Genomic DNA, 18,309 nt, shown 5'->3' on the forward strand with positions numbered 1-18,309 from the left:
CTAGGCTGCCTGGCGCCCGTAATAAAGCTGCACGACATGACGCGCCTCGGCGAAGAACAGCCAGCGCGACACGAAGGCGCCGGCCAGATGCAGTGCGAAAGCCAGCCCGAACAGGGCCGGATGCCTGCCGAACAGAAGGACGATCGCGGGCAGGACCGCGATCAGACCGATGCCGATCAGCCTCAGCTTGGCAGCGTGGCGCCGGGCGACCTGAAAGCCGAATTCCCGAAGCAGGTAATTGCTGCCGCTGTGAGGGGATTCGAACAGGCGCACCCGGCCCGACAGCCCGGTGGCTGAATTCATGTCGTGGCCGCGTTTGGCGAAGCGGCCGTCGCCCGTCAGCCAGCAGACCGCCTGCAAGAGCCCCAGGGCCACCAGCAGCGGAATCGACAGCGCCCATGATCCGGACAGCAGCGCCCCGGCGGTCAGCGCGCAGGCGATGAAATAGGCCGGTGTCAGGGGCGAGTTCCAGCGCGGCACCGTCTTCATCTGCGCATAGATCATCGAGGTGACGAACACGGTCGCGACCGACATGGCCGCGCCGATGATGCCCAGCGGCAGCAGCACCCGGCCGAAGAAGATCGCGGCGATGGCGAAAAGCGCCATCACCAGCAATGTCGTGACCGCCGCCCAGCCTTCGCGCGACAGCCAGCTTGTGCGCCATTGGGTGAACGCCAGCAGGCCGCGCTGCGGATTGCCGAGGTGGAAGATGGACGAGATCAGCCCGCCCGCGGCCATCGCGAAGGCCAGCGCGAATTGCCAGAAGGCCGGCCAGCCTGTCGTGGCGAATCCAAGACCCAGAAAGGCCAGATAGCCGAAGCCCGCGCCCGACAGGACGGTAAAGATGATGACGGAAGGGGCCGGATGCATCAGATCTTCTCCAGCGCGCGGTCGAGCCAGGCGAAGAAGCCTGACGCATCGTGCGGTTGCCGGGTCGGCGCCGACGGGGCCGGCCCGCCATCCAGCCGGTCCCTGGGCCGCGGCGGCAGGTATTTGTTGACCGGTCTGGTTCCCTGTTCCGGCATCAGGTCGAAACCGCCGCGTTCGGCCACCAGCTGGCTGACGGCGCTGTCCGGATCGCCCAGATCGCCGAAATGGCGCGCTCCGGCCGGGCAGGTGCGCACGCAGGCGGGCACGCGGTCCACCTCTTCCAGGTTCTCGTTGTAGATGCGGTCCACGCAGAGCGTGCATTTCTTCATCACGCCCGCGGCCTGATCCATTTCCCGCGCGCCATAGGGGCAGGCCCAGGCGCACAGGCCGCAGCCGATGCAGGCATCCTCGTTGACCAGCACGATCCCGTCCTCGGCGCGCTTGTAGCTGGCGCCTGTCGGGCAGACGGTGACGCAGGGCGCGTCCTCGCAATGCAGGCAGGATTTGGGGAAATGGACGATCTGCGCGCAGCCGCCGCCCTCGGGCTCGATCTCGTAGCTGTGGACGCGGTTCAGGAAGGTGCCGACCGGATCGGCGCCATAGGCATCCATGTCCGACAGCGGCGCGCCGTAATTTTCGGTGTTCCAGCCCTTGCAGCTGATCACGCAGGCATGGCAGCCGACGCAGGTGTCGAGGTCGATGACAAGGCCCAGCTTGCGTTCGGTCCGTTCCGGCAGCGCGGTCATCTGCCCACCTTCCAGCGCAGGTTGCGCGGGCCCCGGCCGACGGGCGAGGCGATGGCCGCGAATCCGGGATCGGCCTCGTCCTGCGGCGGCACCTTCTCGATCTTCACGCGCAGGTCGAACCAGGCTGCCTGACCGGTGATCGGGTCGGAATTGGACCAGCGCATCCCGTCGCCTTTCGGCGGCAGCAATTCATGGATCAGGTGGTTCAAGAGAAAGCCTTTCGTTGCCTCGGGCGCGTCCTCGTCCAACGCCCATGCGCCCTTGCGTTTGCCGATGGCGTTCCAGGTCCAGATGGTGCTGCCGTTCAGCCCGGCATGAAGGGCGACCGGAACGGTGATGCTGCCATGGACCGAACTGAGCCGCGCCCAGTCGCCATCGGCGAAGCCGTGCGATTCCCAGACCCCGCGCGGCAGATACATCGGGTTCCGCCCGTGGATCTGGCGCAGCCAGGCATTCTGGCCACCCCACGAATGATACATCGCCATCGGTCGCTGGGTCAGGGCGTGGATCGGGTATTCGGCGGGATCGGCGTGATCGTCCTCGAACGGGGGATACCAGATCGGCAGCGGCTCCATCACCCGGCGCAGCCGGTCGCGCAGGTGGTCGGGGGGCTGGCGCTCGCCGTGGCCTTCGGCGGCGCGCTGGAACTTGCGCAGCGGCTCGACATAGAGGCTGAAGAGGTAGGGCTGCGGCGCGTCGTAAAGGCCCATGCCGACGGCCCAATCCTGGTAATCCATGTTCCACGGCTTGTAGAAATCGGCGCCCTCGGGGATATGCGAGACGAAGAAGCCGCCATTGTCGACATAGCGTTTCAACTGGTCGGGGTTCGGCGCCCCGCGTCCCACCTCGCGGCCATCGCCGCGAAAGCCCGCCAGCGGACCGATGCCCGGCTTGCGTTCGTGGTTGACGATGTAATCGGCATAATCGCGCCATTTCGGGCGGCCATCCTCGTGCACGAAGCCGGGCAGTTTCATCAGGTTCGCCAGCTGGATCAGCACGGTCTGAAAGCCGCGCACATCGCGGTCGGGTTCGACCACCGGCCAGCGGATCGCATCCGCGGCGGCGCCGGCCTCGCAGATCGGGCGATCCAGCAGGCTGATGCAGTCGTGGCGTTCCAGATAGGTCGTGTCGGGCAGGATCAGGTCGGCATAGGCCACCATCTCGGATGCGTAGGCGTCGGAATAGATGATGCGCGGGATGACGTAATCGCCGTTCTCGTCGGTATCGGTCAGCATCTTCATGACGCCGCCGGTATTCATCGACGAATTCCACGACATGTTCGCCATATACATGAACAGCGTGTCGATCCGGTAGGGATCGCCGGCATGGGCGTTCGAGATCACCATGTGCATCAGCCCATGCGCCGACATCGGGTTTTCCCAGGTGAAGGCCTTGTCGATCCGGGCCGGGCTGCCGTCCTCCTTCAGCGCCAGATCCTCGGGGCCGTGGACAAAGCCCAGATGCGGGCCGTCCAGCGGCGTGTCGGGCGTCACCTTGCAATGCGGTTTCGGATGGGCGGTCGCGGGTTTTGGATAGGGCGGCTTGAAGCGGAACCCGCCCGGCACCTCGATGGAACCCAGCAGGATCTGCAGCATGTGCAGCGCGCGGCAGGTCTGGAAGCCGTTGGAATGGGCCGAGATGCCGCGCATGGCGTGGAAGGCCACCGGGCGTCCGGTCATGGTGTCGTGCCGCTCGCCCCGGAAATCGGTCCAGGGACGGTCCAGCACGATCGCCTCGTCAAAGGCCACGCGCGCGATCTCGTCGGCGACGGCGCGGATGCGGGCGGCGGGGATGCCGCAGCGGTCGGCGACTGCCTCGGGGGCGTATTCGGGTTGCAGATAGCGTTCGGCCATCAGCTGCAACACCGTGCGATGGCCGGGATGGGCGGCATTCAGGTCGGGGCGCACGCCCCTGCCGTCGAAGGCGGCCAGCCCGCCGGTGGCGCGGTCGATCACCAGCGCCCTGCCGTCCTGATCGCGCAGGAACAGGCCGGTCTGCTCATCGACCAGCAGCGGCGCGTCGGTATAGCGCGCCAGATAATCCAGATCGATCCGGCCCGCCGCCATCAGGCAATGGACCAGCGCCAGGATCAGCAGCCCATCCGTGCCCGGCGTGATCCCCAGCCATTCGTCGGCCACCGCATTATAGCCCGACCGGATCGGATTGACGCCGATGATGCGCGCGCCGCGCGCCTTCAGCTTGCCGATGCCCATCTTGATCGGATTGCTGTCGTGATCCTCGGCCACGCCGAACAGCATGAACAGCTTCGCCCGGTCCCAGTCGGGCTGGCCGAATTCCCAGAACGCGCCGCCCATCGTATAGATGCCCGCCGCCGCCATGTTGACCGAACAGAATCCGCCATGGGCGGCATAATTCGGCGTACCGAAGGCCTGCGCCCAGAAGCTGGTGAAGCTTTGCGACTGGTCGCGGCCGGTGAAGAAGGCCAGTTTCGACGGATCGTTCTTGCGAATGGGCGTCAGCCAGTCCTTCGCCAGACCCAGAGCCTCGTCCCAGGAAATCTCCTGAAACCGGCCCGAACCGCGCGGCCCGACCCGGCGCAGGGGCGCGCGCAGCCGGGATGGCGCATTGACCTGCATGATCCCGGCCGAACCCTTGGCGCACAGCACGCCCTTGTTCACGGGATGGTCGCGATTGCCCTCGATATAGGCGACGCGGCCGTCCTTCATGTGGACGTTGATGCCGCAGCGGCAGGCGCACATGTAGCAGGTGGTCTTGCGGATTTCGTCGGAAACCCTGGGCGAGGTGTCGATCCGGGGCTGGTTCATCATCGCTCCTTGGGCTTGGCCTGCGCGGGCTGGCGGCCGATCCGCGTCCGGACCGAGGGCCACAGCGACCACAGCACGAAGATCAGCGCCAGCGACAGGATCGTCGCGCTGATCGGACGTGTAAAGAAGACCGTGTAATCCTGACGGGAATTTGCAATCGAGGTGAGGAAATAGCGTTCCGCAAGCGGTCCCAGGATCACTCCCAGAACCAGCGGCGCCGAGGGAAAGCCCACCCGCTTCATCGCCCAGCCGATGACGCCGAAGACCAGGCAGACATAGACGTCGAAGATGTTGTTGCGCACCCCGTAGGCCCCGATCAGGCTGAGGATGACGATGAAACCGGCCAGGATCGCCGGCGGCGTCCGCATCAGGGTCGAGAACATCTGCGCCACGCCCACGCCCGCGCCGATCATCAGCACGTTGGCGATGATCATGGCGGCGAAGATCGTATAGACCATCGACGGATCCATGATGAACAGCAGCGGGCCGGGATTGACCCCTTGCAGCATCATCGCGGCCAGCATGATCGCGGTTGCCGCGCTGCCGGGAATGCCCAGCGTCAGCAGCGGCACCATCGCCGCCCCGGTGGTGGCGTTCTTGGCCGCCTCGGGCGCGGCCAGCCCGGCCTCGATCCCGGTGCCGAATTCCTTGCCGCGCGGATTGACCTGTTTCTCGACCCCGTATGCGATGACCGCGCCGGGTGTCGCCCCGGCGCCCGGAATGACGCCGATCATGCAGCCCAGGGCGGTGCCGCGCGCGATCGCGCCCTTGACGTTCCAGATGTCGCGAAAGCTGGCGCCGGCGACCTTGCCATCGGCCTTCCTGGGCCGCAGGTCGCGGTCGGTGGCGACCAGATCGACCACCTCGCCGATGGCGAAAAGCCCGATCATCACCACGACGAAGCGGATGCCGCTTTCGACCTCGGGGATGCCAAAGCTGAACCGCGCCTGGCCGTAAAGCGGATCGACGCCGACCGTGCCGATGGCCATGCCGCTGAGCAGCGAGATCATGGTGATGACCGGCTTGTCCTTGGCGATGGCGATGACGCTGACCAGCCCCAGCACGGTGGCGGCGAAGAATTCCGGCTGCGAGAACTTCATCGCGAATGTCGCGAAGGGCGCCGACAGGAAGGTCAGCAGCAGCGCGCTGACCAGCCCGCCCACGGCGGAGGCTGTGACAGCGATGGTCAGGGCACGCTTGACCTGCCCCTTCTTCGTCATCGCATAGCCGTCCCAGGTCGCGGGCAGCGAGGCCGGCGTGCCCGGCACGTTGATCATGATGGCCGAGATCGAGCCGCCGAAGACCCCGCCGACATAGATCCCGCCCAGAAACAGCATCGCGTGGGTCACATTCATCGCATAGGTGAAGGGCAGCGCCATCGCCATCGCGTTGACAAAGGAAATACCCGGCAGCGCGCCCGCGATCACGCCGACCAGCAGGCCCGCGACCACCGTCAGGAAGGCGGTGATCTGGAAGGCCGAGGCAAAGCCGGCCATCAGCAGGTCTATCGTCTGCATCGTCGCGCCCTCTCAGTAGATGCCCAGAAGTTGCAGCAGCCAGACGCTGAACCGGTCGAAGACGCCCGCGCCCCGGCTCAGCGGCATCAGCGCCAGACCCATGAACATCCACAACAGCGCCACCGTGCCGATGGTCGGCACCAGCAGCAGGACCGCCGGATGGCGCAGGCCGCCATACAGGCACCAGACCAGCAGAAATCCCGCGCAGGCCAGCGCGAAGCCCACGATCGGCAGCAGCCAGCCGAAGGCGATGACCAGAAGGATGCCGGTCAGCGCCTTTCCGTAATGATAGACATCCTCGTCATGCGGCGTGGCAAGGCTGGTCGAGACGCGGCCCCGGACCAGCAGCCAGACCTCGGAGAAAAGCCAGATCGCCGAACACAGCGCCAGCAGCGCCAGCACCGCGTTCGGCCATGCCGCCGGTCCAAGGCCGGGCACGTCCGGGCGCCGGTCGGAACTGAACATGAAGCCCGGCAGAGCCAGCGAAGCGGCCAGCAGCAGGGCGGGCACCGCGACCGGGATCAACCGTTTGGCGCGCCGCGCCCGCGGGGTCGGCGGCGCGGCGGCCTGTCGTGCCGCATCCTCGGTTCGCATGTTCGGGGCCATCGCCATCCTGCCGCCTCAGCTTGCCAGCTGGTCCGTGATCAGTTGCAGGAAATCGCGGATCATCGCCTGGGCCTCCTCGCCCGTGACCGGCTGGATGCAGCTGTAGGTTTCGGCACAGAAGGTCTGCCATTCCGCGCTGGCCACCGATTCCTCGACCGCCGATTGCAGCTTTTCGACGATGGCCGGATCGGTGCCGGCGCGCACCGCGACGGTGCGGAAATTGTCCAGCCCCGAGATGTCGTAGCCCAGTTCGACCGAGGTCGGAACGTCCGGAAAGGATGGGTGGCGTTCCTTGGAAAACACCACCAGCGGCTTCAGCTGCCCGGCCTTCAGGAATTGCGCGACATCGCCCGGTTCCTCGTACAGCACCGCCGTATGCCCGCCGATGGGCGAGGCATAGCGTTCGCCGGGCGCCTGGAACGGCACATTCTCCATCTGCACGCCGTCACGGGCCAGCAGCTTCAGCGTCACGTCGTCCTGCGTGCCATAGCCCGAGGTCGCCACCGTCAGTTCGCCCGGATTCTCCTTGGCATAGGCGAACAGATCCTCGGCCGTCTGGTAGGGGCTGGAGGCGGGGACGAACAGGAACGAGGGCGAGTTCTGGACCACGGCCAGAACCTGGAAATCCTCGGGCTTGCTGTCGCCCAGCCCGGATGCCCAGGACGCCACGGTCAGCGAGATCAGCGTCCCCATCGTATAGCCGTCGGCGGGATCGGTGCGCAGCCGCGTCAGCCCGGCATTGCCCGATGCCCCGGCGACGTTCGAGACCGGGATCGACACGCCCAGCGGCTTTTCCATCAGCCGCCCCATCTGCCGGCCCATCAGGTCGGCGCCGCCGCCGGGGCCGAAGGTCACGACCATCTCGATCGGGCGTTCGGGGTATTCCTGCGCGGCGGCCATTCCGGCCGATGCGATCAGCGCGGCGCTCCCGGCGCCGGTCAGGGCGGCTTTCAGCAAGGCGTTCAGGGTCATCTTCTTCTCCTCCCAGGGCAAATGTTGATCTTGTGGTTCCGTCCTCTCCTCCCAAAGCGGACGGGTTGCGGCGTCATCCGGTCATGTCCGCCAGCCGCAGGCGTTGAATCTTGCCGGACGGGCCCTTGGGCAGCTCGTCCATCAGGTGAATCACATCGGGCGACTTGAACCGGCCCAGCCGATCCTCGCAAAGCCGGGCCAGATCCGCGATCGTCAGCGCCGATCCCGGCCGCAGCGCCACCGCGGCCTCGACCCGTTCGCCGTAGCGGGCGCATTTGCGGGCGAAGGCGGCGGCCTCGATCACGTCGGGATGGGCGTAAAGCGCCTCGTCGATCTCGCGCGGGGCGATGTTCTCGCCGCCCTTGATGATCAGTTCCTTCAGCCGGCCGGTGACAAAGACATAGCCCTCCGCGTCGATCCGGCCCAGATCGCCGCTGCGCAGCCAGCCATCGGGCGTCAGCGCCGCCGCCGTGGCATCGGGATTGTCCAGATAGCCGCGCATCACGTTCGGGCCGCGCACGCAGATCTCGCCCTCGGTTCCGGGGGGCAGGGGCCGCAACCCGGCATCCATGATCGCCACCTCGTTGCCGATCGCCCGGCCGGGCGATCCGATCTTGCGCAATCCGGGCGGCAGCGGGTTCGACAGGATCTGGGCCGCGGTCTCGGTCAGGCCCATGGTCTCGACGATCGGGATGCCGAAACGCTGCTCGAACGCGCTCTGGACCTCGACCGCCAGCGCGGACGAGGCCGACCGGCCGAACCGGATTCGTGCCCGCGTGGCCGGATCCGGCGCCGCCTCGCCATGCAGCAGATGCGAGATGATGGTCGGCACGACCGAGAACCAGGTGGCGCGGTGTTCCTCGCACAGGGTCCAGAACCGGCCCGCCGAAAAGCGTTCGCAGACGATCGCCGCGCCGCCCGAGACCAGCGGCCCCATGATCGTCACGCACAGCCCGTTGATGTGATAGATCGGCAGCACGCACATCGCGCGGTCCCCGGGCGACAGACCATGCGCCGCGCAGGTGGTCCAGCCGCCCGCCAGCAGGCTGGCATGGCTGTGCAGCACGCCCTTGGGCCGCCCGGTCGTCCCCGACGTATACATCAGCAGCGCGTCGTCGCCGGGCCCGTGCGGGTGCGGCGCGCCGGCAGCCCCGTCCCCTGGCCAGTCGAAGCCGTCCGCGCCCGCGGTCACGATCACCGGCCGGTCGGTCCGGGGCAGGGCGCGGTCCAGCAGATCGCGCTGCGACTCCGCCACCAGCACGATCGCCGCCCGCGAATGCGACAATGCATAGCCGATCGCCTCGGCCCCGGCGACCAGGTTGATCATCGTCGCGCGAAAGCCGCCATAAAGCGCACCGAACAGGCCCAGCACGGCGTTGCGCCCATTGGGCATCATCAGCGCGACGCTGGCGCCTTTCGGGATCCCCATCGCGGCCAGGCGCCCGGCAATGTCGGCGGCGCCGTTACGCAGTTCCGACCAGTTCAGGGTGCCGCCATCTTCGGGAAAGACATGGCAGATCCGCTGTGCCTGGTTCTCGGCACGGGAATCCAGCCAGTCGCGGATCGTGCCTTCGGGCGGCCGGTCGGGATCGAATCTCATCGCCCGGCCTCGGCCCAGTAGCCGGCGAAGATCTCGTCCAGTTCCGGTTCGCGGGGCGGGATCGCGCGCACGACGCGCGTTGTCTGCGTGAAATGCCGCCAATGCAGATTGGCGTCGATGGAATTGCCGCCCCAGGAACCGCAGCCCATCGACAGCGAAAAGGGCAGCCCGTTGTCGAAGGCCCCGCCGGTGGCGAAACAATGCGCCTGATTGACGATGACCCGGCAGACCGGCAGGTCGCGGCCCATTGCGACGGGCCGGTCGGGATCGGCCGAATGCAGGCCGATGGAATGACCCGCGCCCTGATGGGTCAGGATCCGGCGGGCGATGCGGGTGGCATCCGCGAAATCGCGCGCGCGATACAGCGCGGCGACCCGGCTCAGCTTTTCGCCCGACAGGGGATGATCCGGGCCGATCCCGTCGGTCTCGACCGCCAGAAAGCGCGTGCCTTCGCGCACCCGGCCGGTCAGGCCCAGCTTCTCGACCGTGACATCGGCGTCGCGCGCGATGATCTCGCGGTTCAGATGTCCGTCGGGCCACAATCTTGCGACGATGCCGCCCGCCTCGGCGGCGGGAACGACCGCGCCGCCTTCGGCCGCCATCGCGGCGAGGAAATCGTCATAGATCGCGTCGACCACGATCAGCGCGTTCTCGGACGAACAGGAGGTCGCGTTGTCGAAGGTCTTCGATGCCGCGATCCTGGCGGCGGCGGCGGCCAGATCGGCGGTCTCGTCCACGATCACGGCGACATTGCCCGCGCCGACCCCGATGGCGGGGGTGCCGCTTTCATAGGCGCGACGCACGTTGTCCTGGCTGCCGGTGACGATGGCCAGATCGCAGGTTTCCAGCAGCCGCTGCGTCTTGGCCTTGCTGCCCGGCGCGGGCAGCATCTGGACCAGCGCCTTGTCCTCGCCGATCTTGTCGAATTCGGCATGGATGTAATCCAGCAGCATCTCGCAGCAGGCCACACCCTTGGGCGAGGGCGACAGGATGATCGCATTGCCGCATTTCAGCGCGTTGACGATGTTGTTGGCCGGCGTCGCCGCCGGGTTGGTCGAGGGCACGACCGCGCCGATCACGCCGATGGGGCGGGCGATTTCGGTAATGCCGGTGGCCGGATCATCCGCGATGATGCCGAAGGTCCGAACGTCCCGGATGTCGCGCATCAGGCCCAGCGTCTTGCGGTGGTTCTTGGTGATCTTGTCGGCGACATTGCCAAGGCCGGTCGTCCTGACGGCCAGTTCCGCCAGCAGGCGGTTCCGCCCCGGCTCCATGATCGCCCAGGCGGCGGCCTGCGCGGCGCGGTCATAGCGCGACTGGCTGCCCTGAGCCTCGTATCCGGCCTGCGCGGCGCGGGCGCGGGTCATCACCCCGTCGACCGAAAGAATGTCATCGGCGATGTTCATCTGCCTCATCCCCCCCCTTCGCGCGGCCGTCAAACCCGGCCCGCGCGGATCCGCCAATCAGCCATTGCCGGATCGCAAGCTCCACGATAGGACATGAAAATAGTCTTGCAAATGTTTTCATGAAAATGCTGCCTGTCGCCGGGGAACGATGAAAAAGCAAAGGGATAAGGCTGATATTGTTTCCGTGGCCAGGCTTGCGGGCGTGTCGGCGGCCACGGTGTCGCGGGCGCTGAACCATCCCCAGCTGGTCCACCCCGCGACGCGCAAGAAGATCGATCTGGCGATCCGGAAATCGGGCTATATCCGCAACCGTGCGGCGCAGACGATCCATGGCCGGCGCAGCGCGACGATCGGGCTGGTGGTGCCGACCATCGCCGATGTCATCTTCTCGGAACTGATCCAGGCTTTCAACGATGCGGTCAGCGCGCGCGGCTTTACCCTGCTGCTGGCCGCGCATGGCTATGATCTGGCCAACGAATATGCGCTGGTGCGCAAGCTGCTGGAACACCGGGTCGATGCGCTGGCGCTGATCGGGCTGGACCACGGCGCCGACACCTATCGCGTCCTGCGCGAACAGGGGCTGCCGGTTCTGGCGGTCTGGAACTACGATCCCGCCTCGATGATCTCGTGCCTGGGCGTGGACAATGCCGAGGCCGGGCGGATCGCGGCGGATCATCTGCTGATGCTGGGCCACCGCCGGATCGCTGCGATCTTTCCCGATACGGGCGAGAATGACCGCGCCCGCCTGCGCCGCGCGGCGGCGATGGCGGCGCTGCAGGCGGCCTCGATCCAGACGCCGGAAGGCTGGCGCGTCCGCACCCCCTACAGCACCGCGCAGGCCAAGCGCGCCTGCCTGGATTTGCTGGCGGCGGCTGACCGCCCGACGGCGCTGCTTTGCGGCAACGACGTGATCGCCCAGGGCGCGCTCTATGCCGCGCTGAAGCTGGGCCTGTCGGTGCCGCGCGATCTGTCGATCATCGGCATCGGCGATTTCGTGGGCTCGGCCGAGCTGGAGCCGGCGCTGACCACGATCCGCATCCCGGCGCGCCGGATCGGCGCGGCCGCCGCCGAACATCTGGCCGATTCCGTGGACAGCGAGGCCGGTCAGCCGCTGGCCCGCACCCGGTTCGACTGCGAACTGATCATGCGCGCCACGACCGCGCCGCCGCCTGCCTGAGGCGGCATCCCCCGGGCACCGCGCAAAGGCCGGTTCCCGCGCATCGTGCCAATCGGGCGATGGACGGCGCAGGCGGGCGCGGATATGGCGGGACCATGCTTGGACGTTACGCCCCCCATGTCGCGGCGACGCTGTCGCTGGGCCTGCCGCTGATCGGCAGCCATCTGGCGCGCATGGCCATCGGCGTCAGCGACACGCTGATGGTCGGCTGGCATGGCGTCGAATCGCTGGCGGCGCTGGTCATCGCCACCTCGTTCGTGCAGGTGCTGTTCTTTCTCGGCATGGGTTTCGGCACCGCCGTGATGGGCCTGATGGCCACCGCCATCGCCCGCGGCGACGAAACCCAGGTCCGCCGCGTCACCCGCATGGCGCTGTGGCTGTCCCTGGGCTTCGGCCTGCTGGTCATGCCCTCGATGTGGTTCTCGCGCCCCGTCCTGCTGGGGCTGGGCCAGACGCCTGTGGTGTCGCAACTGGCGCAGGACTACCTGCGCATCGCGGGCTGGGGGCTGATCGCCAACCTCGTCGCGCTGACGCTGAATTCCTATCTTGCCGCGCTGGAACGGACGCAGGTCGTGATGTGGGTCACGCTGGCCGGGCTGCCGCTGAACATCGCGCTGAACTGGGTCTTCATCTTCGGCAATCTCGGGGCGCCGGAACTGGGCGTCCGGGGCGCCGCCATCGCCAGCCTCGCGGTCCAGATCACCGCGGCGGTGATCCTGGCGCTGTATGCCGGCTGGCTGCCGGTCGCGCGCAAATACGAACTTTTCACCCGCTTCTGGCGGTCCGACTGGCAGGCGCTGTGCCGGGTCTTCCGGCTGGGCCTGCCGATCGGCGTCACCCTGCTGGCCGAAGGGGCGCTGTTCGTGGCCTCGAACGTGATGATGGGCTGGATCGGCACGCCGCAACTGGCCGCCCACGGCATTGCGCTGCAACTGACCGCGATCACCTTCATGGCGCATCTGGGGCTGTCGAACGCGGCGACGATCCGGGTCGGGCAGGCCAAGGGGCGCGACGATCGTCGGGGAATGCACGACGCCGCCATGGCGGTGACCGGGCTGGCGATCCTGTTCGCAATCCTTTTCATCGCCATCTATCTGGGTTTCGCGGCGCCGCTGGTGCGGGTCTTTCTGGACCCCGCCGATCCGCAGGCGCCGATGATCGTGTCGCTGGGCGTGACGCTGGTCATGTATGCCGCCCTGTTCCAGTTGACCGACGCGCTGCAGGTTGTCGCGGTGGGCTTTCTGCGCGGCGTCCACGACACCCGCGTCCCGATGTGGATCGCGGCCTTCAGCTATTGGGCCGTGGGGATGCCGGTCGCCTGGGGCCTTGCCTTTCCGCTGGGTTTCGGGCCGGTCGGGCTGTGGCTGGGCCTCTGCGCGGGGCTGTCGCTGGCGGCGGTCCTGCTGATGGGGCGGTTCTGGTCGGGCTGGGCGCGGGGGGACTGGACCGCCCCCGAGACGGCGCGCTAACCTGCCGCCCAGTCCCAACCCAAGAGGTCCCCATGCGCCCCGTCTTCGTCCAGTTCCGCTGCGAGCCCGGCCGCACCTACGAGGTTGCCGAGGCGATCTATGACCGCGAGATCGTCAGCGAACTTTATTCGACCTCGGGCGATTACGACCTGCTGGCCAAGATCTATATCCCCGAGGACGAGGATGTCGGCCGCTTCCTGTCGGACAGGCTGTTCGACATCCCCCATATCAGCCGCACCCTGACCACGATGACCTTCCGCGCCTTCTGAGCGGCGGGCCGATTTTCGTGATATGATCCCTCTGCCTGCAGGCGGCGGAGGGGGCATGGACGAGATTGCGATCAGCGAACCCGCATCGCCGCGCGAACCGGTGACGGGCGATCCGCGGGGCCGGGCCTCGCGGCAGGCATTGCTGCTGGTTCTGGGTGTGCTCTACGGAAATGGCGAATACGATGCGCTGCTGGCCGATCTGGGGGCCGAACGCGACCTCTTCGATCTGCCCGATCCGCGGCCCGGCGGCGCCTTCCGCCTGGCCGACGAAATGCCGCGCCTTGTCGAACGCCATGCCATGCTGCCGCCGTTCGATCCCTTCGCCCCGCGCGACGAGGCCGCGATCGCGGCGCAGGCCGCGGCGCGGCAGGCCGTGATGGACGAGATGACCGCAACGCTCTACGACAGCGCGGATCGGCGTGTCGCGCTGGATTTGCTGCTTCTGGCTCTTGGTCATCCGGGCGCAAGCGAACGGGCCGCGGCCGCGATCTCGCTGCTGGACATGGTCAGCGACCCTGCTCTGCCCATTGCGACGCTGGCCGAGGTGGTCGAAGAGGACGCCGACCCGCTGGCGGTGCGGATGGCACGCACGGCGCTGGCGCGGCTGGGCAGGCTGCCGGCGCCCGCCGGTCAGGGGCGGTCCGCGACGCCGCCCTCCGCGCCCGCCGCTGCGGCCCCGGACGCGCTGATCGTCCATGGCACCCATTTCGCCCGCGTGGGCACGCCGCACAGCGATTGGTGGCAGCCTTCGGGGCTGTTCCACGATTATATCCTCCGGAACCATTGCCCCGGTCTCTACGCGGCGCCCGATTTCTTTTCCTGGTCGGGCGGCTGGAGCGATCATGCCCGCCATGCCGGGGCCCGACACCTGTCGGCATGGATCCTGGCCCGTGGCCTGAGCCGGCCGGACATTCTTGCCCACAGTCATGGCGGCAGCGTGGCGATGCATGGCTCAAGCCTGGGCCTGCACCTCAACCGGCTGGTGCTGATGAGCTGTCCGGTCCATCGGGGCCATTACGCGCCCGATCCGTCCCGGATCGCCGCCGTCACCTCGTATCAGATCCACATGGATTTCGTCGTGCTGGCCGATCGCGGAGCGTTCCGGTTTCGCCTGCCGCATGTCCACGACCGCTATCTGGGCCGATGGTTCTGGTCGCATGGCGACAGCCACGACCCGGCGCTGTGGCAGGCCGAGGGGCTGAGCCTGTGACCCGGCGGCGGCGCCACGCCGCCCCGATCCTGTCCGAACCGATCATGCGACACGCGACCGCAGCGACAGCCTGCCACGCGGCCGGCCCTTGGGATTGCCGGCCCGAAAGGTTAGAGTCGGTGCGAACGCAAAAGGAACGCGCCCATGGATATCGGTGTCGTCGAGCTGTCGCGGCTGCAATTCGCCATGACCGCCCTTTACCACTTTCTGTTCGTGCCGCTGACCCTGGGTCTGTCGATCCTGGTCGCCATCATGGAGACGGTCTATGTCATGACCAACCGTCCCATCTGGCGGCAGATGACCAAGTTCTGGGGTTTGCTGTTCGGCATCAACTTCGCCATGGGCGTGGCGACGGGCGTCGTGATGGAATTCCAGTTCGGCATGAACTGGTCCTATTACTCGCAATATGTCGGCGATGTCTTCGGCGCTCCGCTGGCGATCGAGGGTCTGATGGCCTTCTTCATGGAGGCGACCTTTGTCGGCCTGTGGTTCTTCGGCTGGGACCGGCTCAGCAAGGTCGGCCACCTCGTCGTGGGCTGGCTGGTGGCCATCGGGTCGAATTTCTCGGCGCTGTGGATCCTGATCGCCAATGGCTGGATGCAGAATCCGGTCGGCGCGGAATTCAACCCGATCACGATGCGGATGGAACTGACCAGCTTCTTCGAGGTGATGTTCAACAGCGTCGCGCAGGCCAAATTCGTCCACACCGTCAGCGCGGGCTACGTCACCGCCGCGATCTTCGTCCTGGGCGTGTCCAGCTGGTACATGCTCCGGGGGCGGCACCTGGCGCTGGCGCGGCGCTCCATCGCCGTCGCCGCCAGCTTCGGGCTGGCCTCGGCGCTGTCGGTCGTCGTGCTGGGCGACGAATCCGGCTATGATGCCGGGCTGAACCAGAAGATGAAGCTGGCCGCCATCGAAGCCATGTGGGAGACCGATCCCGCCCCCGCCCCCTTCACCCTCCTGGGCATTCCCGATCAGCAGGCGCGCGAAACCAAGTGGGCGGTCCGGATTCCCTATGTCATGGGCCTGATCGGCACCCGTTCGCTGACCCGGGAAATTCCCGGCATCGAGGAACTGGTCCAGGAGGCCGAACAGCGCGTCCGTTCGGGCCTGATCGCCTATGACGCGCTGATGACGATCCAGCAGGACCGTGAAAACACCGATCCCGGGGTAAACGCGGTGTTCCAGCGCCATTCCGACGATCTGGGCTATGCCCTGCTGCTGCGGCGCTATCTGGACGATCCGCGTCAGGCGACCGAGGCGCAGATCGCGCAGGCGGCGGCCGACACGGTGCCGCGCGTCTGGCCGATCTTCTGGTCCTTCCGCATCATGGTCGGGCTGGGCCTGCTGTTCATCGCCGCCACGGGCTATTTCTTCATCATCTCCTCGTTCCGGCGCGGGCGCTATCCGAAATGGGCGCTGCGCGGTGCGGTGATGATGATCCCGCTGCCCTGGGTGGCGGCGGAACTGGGCTGGATCGTGGCCGAATATGGCCGCCAGCCCTGGACCGTGGACGGCATCCTGCCCACCGCCCTGTCGGTCAGCGCCCTGTCCGCGACCGAGGTGCTGCTGACCATCGCGGGCTTTGCCGCCTTCTACACCCTGCTTTTCGTGATCGAGGTCAGGCTGCTGCTGAAATACATCCGCCTCGGGCCGCAGGAGGACGTGCAGATCACCGATGACTGGCGCGCAAGCCATCGCGCCCGCCTGAAACCAGCCGAGTGACGCCATGATCCTGTATGAACTGATCCCGTTCGAATATCTGCGCCTGACCTGGTGGCTGATCCTGGGCGTTCTGCTGATCGGCTTCGCGCTGACGGACGGTTTCGACATGGGCACCGGCGCGCTGCTGCCCTTCGTGGCGAAAACCGATGCCGAACGCCGTGTCGTGATCAACACGATCGGCCCCGTATGGGAGGGAAACCAGGTCTGGTTCATCCTCGGCGGGGGCGCGATCTTCGCGGCCTTTCCACCGCTCTACGCGATCAGCTTCTCAAGCTTCTACCTGGTGATGTTCGCCATTCTCGCGGCGCTGATCGTGCGGCCCGTGGGCTTCAAGTTCCGCAGCAAGCGCGAGGATCCGAAATGGCGCGCGCGCTGGGACGCGGCGCTCTGCTTTGGCGGCGCCGCCCCGGCGCTGCTGTTCGGCGTCGCGGTCGGCAACGTGTTGCTGGGCATTCCCTTCTACCTGACCCCCGACCTGCTTTCGATCTATGACGGCCCCGCCTTCATGAAATTCTTCGGCCTGCTGCGACCCTTCGCGCTGCTGTGCGGGATCGTCTCGCTGGCGATGCTGGTGATGCACGGGGCGGGCTGGCTGGTGCTGAAGACCGAGGGCGCGATCGCCGACCGCGCCCGCCGCCATGGCGTCACGGCGGCGAAGGTGGTGCTGGCGGGCTATGCGCTGGCCGGGCTGTGGCTGGCCTTCTTCATCGACGGCTATGCCCTGGTGAACCCGCCGGACCCGAACGGCGCCTCGAACCCGCTGGCCTCGACCGTCAGCCGGTCGGGAAGCTGGCTTTCGGCCTATGCCGACCGTCCATGGATCGCGATCGCCCCGGCGATGGGTTTTCTGGGCACCTTCATGGCGATGCGGGCGCTGCGTTCGGGCGGGCAATATTCGCCGCTGGGCTGGTCCAAAATGGCGATCTTCGGGATGATTTCCTCGGTCGGGCTGACGATGTTCCCGTTCCTTCTGCCCTCCAGCACCAGTCCCGATTCGTCGCTGACGATCTGGGATGCCTCGTCCTCGCATCAGACCCTGTTCGTGATGCTGGTGGCGACGGTGATCTTTCTGCCGCTGATCCTGGCCTATACCGCCTGGGTCTATCGGGTCCTGTGGGGCAAGGTGACGGAAGACGACGTCTCGGACCCCGAACGTCACAGCTATTGAGGAAACCGCCCATGTGGTATTTCGCCTGGATCCTCGGCCTGCCGCTGGCGGCGATGTTTGCCGTCGTCAACGCGATGTGGCTGGAACTGCAAGAGGACCGCGCCCTTTTCGAGGGCCGCCGCAACCACGACAGCGTCGACGAAGACTGAGACTTGCGGGATCGCGGCGAATGCGCCAAGTCTCGGCCTCATGAGACCCAAGCCCTTCGCCCCGATCCCCGCATCCCTGCCCGCGACCGTGCCCTTCATCGGCCCCGAGACGTTGCAGCGTCGGCGCGGCGCCGCCTTCGATGCCCGGCTGGGCGCGAACGAGAACGGCTTCGGCCCCAGCCCCGCCGCCATCGCCGCCATGCGGGACGAGGCCGCGCGGGCCTGGCAATACGGCGATTCGACCAGCCACGATCTGCGGCACGCGCTGGCCGATCATCACGCCGTTCCGGCCGAAAGCGTGACGGTGGGCGAGGGGATCGACGGACTTCTGGGCAATCTCGCCCGCCTGATGATCGACCGGGGCGATGTGGCCGTCACCTCGGACGGCGCCTATCCGACCTTCAACTACCATGTCGCGGGCTTCGGCGGCGCCTTGCACAAGGTGCCCTATCGCGACGATGCCGAGGATCTGGACGCGCTGTCGGCGGCGGCGCGGAACCGCGGGGCGCGGCTGGTCTATCTGGCCAATCCCGACAACCCGATGGGATCGTGGCACCAGGGTCCGGCGATCCGGGCGATGCTGGACGATCTTCCCGACAGCGCGCTGCTGATCCTGGACGAGGCCTATATCGAATTCGC

Annotated in this window: 16 protein-coding genes; 8 read left to right on the plus strand and 8 right to left on the minus strand. The window is 67.2% G+C overall.

Translation table 11 applies throughout. The annotated features are described in order from the left end of the window. The 8 genes from B4L36_RS02135 to sauS all read right to left on the minus strand — a co-directional run bounded on the left by B4L36_RS02135 (nucleotide 1) and on the right by sauS (nucleotide 10,503). Nucleotides 1-870, minus strand: coding sequence for a dimethyl sulfoxide reductase anchor subunit family protein (locus B4L36_RS02135; RefSeq protein ID WP_292951656.1), 870 nt, complete (start codon nucleotides 868-870; stop codon nucleotides 1-3). Further along, a complete protein-coding gene (locus B4L36_RS02140; RefSeq protein WP_292951659.1) occupies nucleotides 870-1,616 on the minus strand; it encodes a 4Fe-4S dicluster domain-containing protein in 747 nt (248 codons plus the stop codon). The genes B4L36_RS02135 and B4L36_RS02140 overlap by 1 nt, the downstream gene beginning before the upstream one ends. After that, entirely contained in the window at nucleotides 1,613-4,405 is a 2,793-nt protein-coding gene (locus tag B4L36_RS02145) for a molybdopterin oxidoreductase family protein (RefSeq protein WP_292951662.1), read from the minus strand. Before B4L36_RS02145 ends, B4L36_RS02140 begins: the two co-directional genes overlap by 4 nt. Then, on the minus strand, nucleotides 4,402-5,919 hold the full coding sequence (locus B4L36_RS02150; RefSeq protein ID WP_292951665.1) for a tripartite tricarboxylate transporter permease: 1,518 nt from the start codon (nucleotides 5,917-5,919) through the stop codon (nucleotides 4,402-4,404). Before B4L36_RS02150 ends, B4L36_RS02145 begins: the two co-directional genes overlap by 4 nt. Nucleotides 5,920-5,931: 12 nt before the next feature. Further along, nucleotides 5,932-6,531: a tripartite tricarboxylate transporter TctB family protein gene (locus B4L36_RS02155; protein WP_292951668.1), complete on the minus strand. Its 600-nt coding sequence runs from the start codon at nucleotides 6,529-6,531 to the stop codon at nucleotides 5,932-5,934. A gap of 9 nt (nucleotides 6,532-6,540) precedes the next feature. Further along, nucleotides 6,541-7,497, minus strand: coding sequence for a Bug family tripartite tricarboxylate transporter substrate binding protein (locus B4L36_RS02160; RefSeq protein ID WP_292951671.1), 957 nt, complete (start codon nucleotides 7,495-7,497; stop codon nucleotides 6,541-6,543). Between the two features lie 73 nt (nucleotides 7,498-7,570). Continuing rightward, nucleotides 7,571-9,097, minus strand: coding sequence for an AMP-binding protein (locus B4L36_RS02165; protein ID WP_292951674.1), 1,527 nt, complete (start codon nucleotides 9,095-9,097; stop codon nucleotides 7,571-7,573). Continuing rightward, complete coding sequence (gene sauS, locus B4L36_RS02170) at nucleotides 9,094-10,503, minus strand: acylating sulfoacetaldehyde dehydrogenase (RefSeq protein ID WP_292951677.1); 1,410 nt, start codon at nucleotides 10,501-10,503, stop codon at nucleotides 9,094-9,096. Before sauS ends, B4L36_RS02165 begins: the two co-directional genes overlap by 4 nt. A 148-nt stretch (nucleotides 10,504-10,651) precedes the next feature. Between sauS and B4L36_RS02175 the strand changes: the two genes are divergently transcribed. The 8 genes from B4L36_RS02175 to B4L36_RS02210 all read left to right on the plus strand — a co-directional run. Continuing rightward, nucleotides 10,652-11,680, plus strand: a complete 1,029-nt coding sequence (locus B4L36_RS02175; protein ID WP_292951680.1) for a LacI family DNA-binding transcriptional regulator — start codon at nucleotides 10,652-10,654, stop codon at nucleotides 11,678-11,680. A gap of 95 nt (nucleotides 11,681-11,775) precedes the next feature. Beyond that, on the plus strand, nucleotides 11,776-13,149 hold the full coding sequence (locus B4L36_RS02180) for an MATE family efflux transporter (RefSeq protein ID WP_292951683.1): 1,374 nt from the start codon (nucleotides 11,776-11,778) through the stop codon (nucleotides 13,147-13,149). Between the two features lie 32 nt (nucleotides 13,150-13,181). Next, the gene (locus B4L36_RS02185) at nucleotides 13,182-13,418 is read left to right on the plus strand and encodes an Lrp/AsnC ligand binding domain-containing protein (protein WP_292951686.1); all 237 of its coding nucleotides are present in this window, start codon (nucleotides 13,182-13,184) and stop codon (nucleotides 13,416-13,418) included. Nucleotides 13,419-13,473: 55 nt separating this feature from the next. Next, nucleotides 13,474-14,628 carry a hypothetical protein gene (locus tag B4L36_RS02190; RefSeq protein ID WP_292951689.1) on the plus strand — a complete coding sequence of 385 codons (1,155 nt, stop codon included), beginning with the start codon at nucleotides 13,474-13,476 and terminating at the stop codon, nucleotides 14,626-14,628. 144 nt (nucleotides 14,629-14,772) lie between these two features. Next, the gene (locus B4L36_RS02195) at nucleotides 14,773-16,353 is read left to right on the plus strand and encodes a cytochrome ubiquinol oxidase subunit I (protein ID WP_292951692.1); all 1,581 of its coding nucleotides are present in this window, start codon (nucleotides 14,773-14,775) and stop codon (nucleotides 16,351-16,353) included. A 4-nt stretch (nucleotides 16,354-16,357) separates the two neighbouring features. Next, nucleotides 16,358-17,521 (plus strand): cytochrome d ubiquinol oxidase subunit II, encoded by a 1,164-nt coding sequence (gene cydB / locus B4L36_RS02200; protein WP_292951695.1) that lies wholly within the window; start codon nucleotides 16,358-16,360, stop codon nucleotides 17,519-17,521. A gap of 11 nt (nucleotides 17,522-17,532) precedes the next feature. Continuing rightward, nucleotides 17,533-17,670, plus strand: a complete 138-nt coding sequence (cydX, locus tag B4L36_RS02205; RefSeq protein WP_292951698.1) for a cytochrome bd-I oxidase subunit CydX — start codon at nucleotides 17,533-17,535, stop codon at nucleotides 17,668-17,670. Nucleotides 17,671-17,710: 40 nt separating this feature from the next. Continuing rightward, a partial coding sequence (locus B4L36_RS02210; RefSeq protein WP_292951701.1) for an aminotransferase class I/II-fold pyridoxal phosphate-dependent enzyme occupies nucleotides 17,711-18,309 on the plus strand: 599 nt, incomplete at its 3' end.

The sequence above is a fragment of the Paracoccus sp. UBA889 genome (assembly GCA_002294185.1).
Taxonomy (GTDB): domain Bacteria; phylum Pseudomonadota; class Alphaproteobacteria; order Rhodobacterales; family Rhodobacteraceae; genus Paracoccus.

What these genes read in the sequence shown, in the direction of transcription:
- B4L36_RS02135 (WP_292951656.1), bottom strand. Translation starts at nt 870, where the DNA reads ATGCATCCGGCCCCTTCCGTCATCATCTTTACCGTCCTGTCGGGCGCG.
- B4L36_RS02140 (WP_292951659.1), bottom strand. Translation starts at nt 1,616, where the DNA reads ATGACCGCGCTGCCGGAACGGACCGAACGCAAGCTGGGCCTTGTCATC.
- B4L36_RS02145 (WP_292951662.1), bottom strand. Translation starts at nt 4,405, where the DNA reads ATGATGAACCAGCCCCGGATCGACACCTCGCCCAGGGTTTCCGACGAA.
- B4L36_RS02150 (WP_292951665.1), bottom strand. Translation starts at nt 5,919, where the DNA reads ATGCAGACGATAGACCTGCTGATGGCCGGCTTTGCCTCGGCCTTCCAG.
- B4L36_RS02155 (WP_292951668.1), bottom strand. Translation starts at nt 6,531, where the DNA reads ATGGCGATGGCCCCGAACATGCGAACCGAGGATGCGGCACGACAGGCC.
- B4L36_RS02160 (WP_292951671.1), bottom strand. Translation starts at nt 7,497, where the DNA reads ATGACCCTGAACGCCTTGCTGAAAGCCGCCCTGACCGGCGCCGGGAGC.
- B4L36_RS02165 (WP_292951674.1), bottom strand. Translation starts at nt 9,097, where the DNA reads ATGAGATTCGATCCCGACCGGCCGCCCGAAGGCACGATCCGCGACTGG.
- sauS (WP_292951677.1), bottom strand. Translation starts at nt 10,503, where the DNA reads ATGAACATCGCCGATGACATTCTTTCGGTCGACGGGGTGATGACCCGC.
- B4L36_RS02175 (WP_292951680.1), top strand. Translation starts at nt 10,652, where the DNA reads ATGAAAAAGCAAAGGGATAAGGCTGATATTGTTTCCGTGGCCAGGCTT.
- B4L36_RS02180 (WP_292951683.1), top strand. Translation starts at nt 11,776, where the DNA reads ATGCTTGGACGTTACGCCCCCCATGTCGCGGCGACGCTGTCGCTGGGC.
- B4L36_RS02185 (WP_292951686.1), top strand. Translation starts at nt 13,182, where the DNA reads ATGCGCCCCGTCTTCGTCCAGTTCCGCTGCGAGCCCGGCCGCACCTAC.
- B4L36_RS02190 (WP_292951689.1), top strand. Translation starts at nt 13,474, where the DNA reads ATGGACGAGATTGCGATCAGCGAACCCGCATCGCCGCGCGAACCGGTG.
- B4L36_RS02195 (WP_292951692.1), top strand. Translation starts at nt 14,773, where the DNA reads ATGGATATCGGTGTCGTCGAGCTGTCGCGGCTGCAATTCGCCATGACC.
- cydB (WP_292951695.1), top strand. Translation starts at nt 16,358, where the DNA reads ATGATCCTGTATGAACTGATCCCGTTCGAATATCTGCGCCTGACCTGG.
- cydX (WP_292951698.1), top strand. Translation starts at nt 17,533, where the DNA reads ATGTGGTATTTCGCCTGGATCCTCGGCCTGCCGCTGGCGGCGATGTTT.